This window comes from Massilia sp. CT11-108, from assembly GCF_047302915.1.
Classification (GTDB): domain Bacteria; phylum Pseudomonadota; class Gammaproteobacteria; order Burkholderiales; family Burkholderiaceae_D; genus Telluria; species Telluria orientalis.
Genome location: NZ_JBKYMO010000580.1, coordinates 1 through 3,190 on the forward strand (window position 1 = coordinate 1; position 3,190 = coordinate 3,190).

A 3,190-nucleotide genomic window follows, 5' to 3' on the forward strand; every position below is an offset into this window, starting at 1 on the left:
GCTGTGGGGCGGCATCTGGGCGTGCGCCAACCGGCTGTTCGCGCGCCACGCGCGCTTGGGCCGGCACGTGTTCGTGTTCGGCTGCGGCGCCGCGGCCCTCGCCGGCTATGCGCTGCTGGGCAGCACGCTCGGCTACGCCTTTTCCGCCGAAGGGTTCACGCATTACGCCTCGCACGTCGCGACGGTGCTGCTGGCCGGGATGATTTATTTTCACTTGTGCACGATCCGTCCCCGCAATCGCACCCGTTACCGCTGGGTCTGCGCCGGCTTGGCCGTGCTATGCTCCGGGCTGATTCTGGCTAGCAATGTGCAGCGCACGGGCCGTGTATCGGACGAGTTGTACATGTCCGTGCTGATGCCGCCGGCCATCCGCGTGAGCCCCGACCATGGCGTGGACGAGTTCATGCGCGACGTGGAAGCGATGAAGGCCCCGCTCGACCGCAGCCGCGGGCGCAAGCCGGGCGATGACGAGATCAACGATTGACGGCGCCGCGTTGTCGCAATTGGGCGGCCCCGTTCGTCGTATGAACGAGGGACGCAGCCCGCGTCCCGTCCAACAGGAGAACGACGATGTCCAGACTGACTGTCCGATGCTTTGCCATATCCCTCGACGGCTACGGGGCCGGCCCGAACCAGAGCCTGCAGAATCCGCTGGGCGAACGCGGCGAGACGCTGCACCAATGGTTCCGCGTCACCCGCACGTTCCAGCGCATGCTGGGCGATGAATCCAGGGGAACCGATGGTCCGGACGAGACGTTCGCCGCGCGCGGCTTCGAGAATGTCGGCGCGTGGATCCTGGGCCGCAACATGTTCGGCCCCGTGCGCGGTCCGTGGCCGGACGACGAGTGGAAGGGCTGGTGGGGCGACGAGCCGCCCTACCATGTGCCCGTGTTCGTGCTCACGCACCACGCCCGCCCCCCGCTCGAGATGAAGGGCGGCACGACCTTTTACTTCGTCACGGACGGCATCGAGGCCGCCCTCGCCCGCGCAAAAGAGGCCGCGGGCGGCAAGGACGTGCGCCTGGGCGGCGGCGTATCGACCATCCGGCAATACCTGCAGGCGGGTCTCGTGGACGAGATGCACCTGGCCATCTCGCCCGTGCTGCTGGGGGCCGGCGAAGCGCTGCTCGCCGGCATCGACCTGCCCGCGCTCGGGTTCAAGGTCGCCGAGCACGTGGCGACCGAGGCGGCTACGCATGTGGTATTGCGCAGAGACTGAATTCCGGCAACACTCGAACGTCGCCCCCGCGGAGGCGGGGCCCACTAGCACGCGTGGTCATGATGCACGCAGAGCTTGGGTTCCCGCCTGCGCGGGAACGACGGGGCAAACGTTACGACAGCGGGATCGTCAGCCGCGCGATCTCGACCGAGCCGCCCTCGTCGAAGATCGGACAGCGCTCGCCGATCTCGACGGCGTCGTTGAAATCCGCCGCCTCGACGACCGAATAGCCGCACAGCGAACTGGCGGATTCCTTCGGCCCGAGCAGGCGGCGCGGCACGTCGACGGCGCTGTGCGTGAGGCTGCCGCGGTCGAGGACGCGCGAGCCCATGCCGTCGAACCACGCGGCGCAGCGCGACAAATCGTGGCGCGTATCCGCATCGGCGCCCGGTTTGCCGTGGTACACGAACAGGAAACGTTCCATGGCCTTCTCCTGGAGTTGGTTTGATCGGCTCGACGTTAGCAGAAGCGCGGCGGCCGCGACGCACCCGTGCCTACCTCCGTGCCTTTTGACAATCACCCGAGGATGGCCGATCATCGCCGCATGACCTTCCTGCGCCGCAACGTCGTCTTCGTATCCGCGTGGATCCTGTTCTGGATCCTGATGATGCTCGTCGCCGTGCAGGACTTCATGCGCAACGAACACAGCCACGCGATCTGGAAACCGCTTCTGTGGGAAGGGTCGTCCGCGCTCGTCGTGACCCTGCTCGCCCTCGTGCAGCTGCGCTGGTCGCACGCGGACGATCACCTGCTCGGCACGCCCTGGCGCTGGTTCGCGCGGCAGGCGCGCTGGCTGTCGATGTACTGGATCGCCTTCGTCCCCCTCGCGTTCGGCCTGCGCCATGGCGTGTATGCGCTCGTCGGCGAAACCTACCGGCACGATCCGGTGCCGCAGCTGTTCCTGTACGAATCGATGAAGATCACGATCTTCTTCGGCCTGTTCATGGCGATCCGCTTCGGCGTGCAATCCTACCGCGCGCTGCTCGACGCGCGGCTGCGCGCGGAACGCTCGAACACCCTGCTGCGCCAGGCGCAATTGCAGCGGCTGGGCCAGCAGATGCAGCCGCATTTCCTGTTCAACGCATTGAACACCGTGTCCGCACTGATCTGGACGGACCCGGCCCGCGCCGACGCGACGCTCACCCAACTGGCCGACGTGCTGCGCGAAACGCTGGCCCTGGGCGACCGCCACGCGGCGCCGCTCGCGACCGAGCTGCGCCTCGCGCGCGGGTACGCGGACGTGATGGCCGAGCGCTTCGCCGACCGCGTCGCCATCGCGTGGCAGGTCGACGACGCGCTGCTCGACCGCGAAGTGCCCGTGATGAGCCTGCAGCCGCTGCTGGAAAACGTGTTCAAGCACACGGTCGAGCGGCGCCGCGGGCAGACGCACATCGCCGTCTCCGTCTGCCGCGAGGGCGACGAGCTCGTGCTGGGCGTCGAGGACGATGCCGGCAAGCTGGCCGCGACGGAACGCCCCGGCGGCATCGGCCTGTCCAACCTGCGCGCGCGCATCCAGGCTTTATATGGCGATGCGGGCCGGCTCGACATCACGGCGCGGCCGCAGGGGGGCGTGCGTGCCGAGATGAGGTTGCCTTGCTGAGGTTCGTATGCGTCTGCTGATCGTCGACGACGAGCGCCCCGCGCGCGTAAAACTGCGCCACCTGCTCGCGCAGCAGGACGGCATCACGGCCGTCGAGGAAGCGGCCGACGGCATCGATGCGCTGGAGCGGATTGCAAGTTTTCGCCCGGACGCGCTGCTGCTCGACATCGAAATGCCCGAGCTGTCCGGCATCGAACTGGCGGCATCCCTGCCGGAACCGGCGCCGCTCGTCGTGTTCGTGACGGCGTACGAACGCTACGCGTGCCAGGCGTTCGACTGCGACGCCATCGATTACCTGCTGAAGCCCTACGACGGCGACCGCCTCGCACGCGCGCTGGCGCGCTTGCGCCGGAAGCAGGCGGCCGTCGACGC

At 68.1% G+C, this 3,190-nt stretch carries 4 protein-coding genes and 1 pseudogene; 4 read left to right on the plus strand and 1 reads right to left on the minus strand.

The window, feature by feature from the left end; genetic code table 11:
• Both ACEN88_RS27720 and ACEN88_RS27725 read left to right on the plus strand, forming a co-directional pair.
• Positions 1–484 (plus strand): annotated as a pseudogene (locus ACEN88_RS27720) (FHA domain-containing protein); the annotation flags it as partial.
• Between the two features lie 86 nt (positions 485–570).
• Complete coding sequence (locus ACEN88_RS27725) at positions 571–1,218, plus strand: dihydrofolate reductase family protein (protein WP_413344820.1); 648 nt, start codon at positions 571–573, stop codon at positions 1,216–1,218.
• Positions 1,219–1,330: 112 nt separating this feature from the next.
• Here ACEN88_RS27725 and ACEN88_RS27730 read toward each other — a convergent pair whose 3' ends face one another.
• Positions 1,331–1,642 (minus strand): hypothetical protein, encoded by a 312-nt coding sequence (locus ACEN88_RS27730; RefSeq protein WP_413344822.1) that lies wholly within the window; start codon positions 1,640–1,642, stop codon positions 1,331–1,333.
• A 102-nt stretch (positions 1,643–1,744) separates the two neighbouring features.
• Here ACEN88_RS27730 and ACEN88_RS27735 point away from each other — a divergent pair, with 102 nt between their 5' ends.
• Positions 1,745–2,818 (plus strand): sensor histidine kinase, encoded by a 1,074-nt coding sequence (locus ACEN88_RS27735; protein WP_413344823.1) that lies wholly within the window; start codon positions 1,745–1,747, stop codon positions 2,816–2,818.
• Positions 2,819–2,825: 7 nt separating this feature from the next.
• On the plus strand, positions 2,826–3,190 hold a 365-nt coding region (locus ACEN88_RS27740), incomplete at its 3' end, for a LytR/AlgR family response regulator transcription factor (RefSeq protein WP_413344825.1).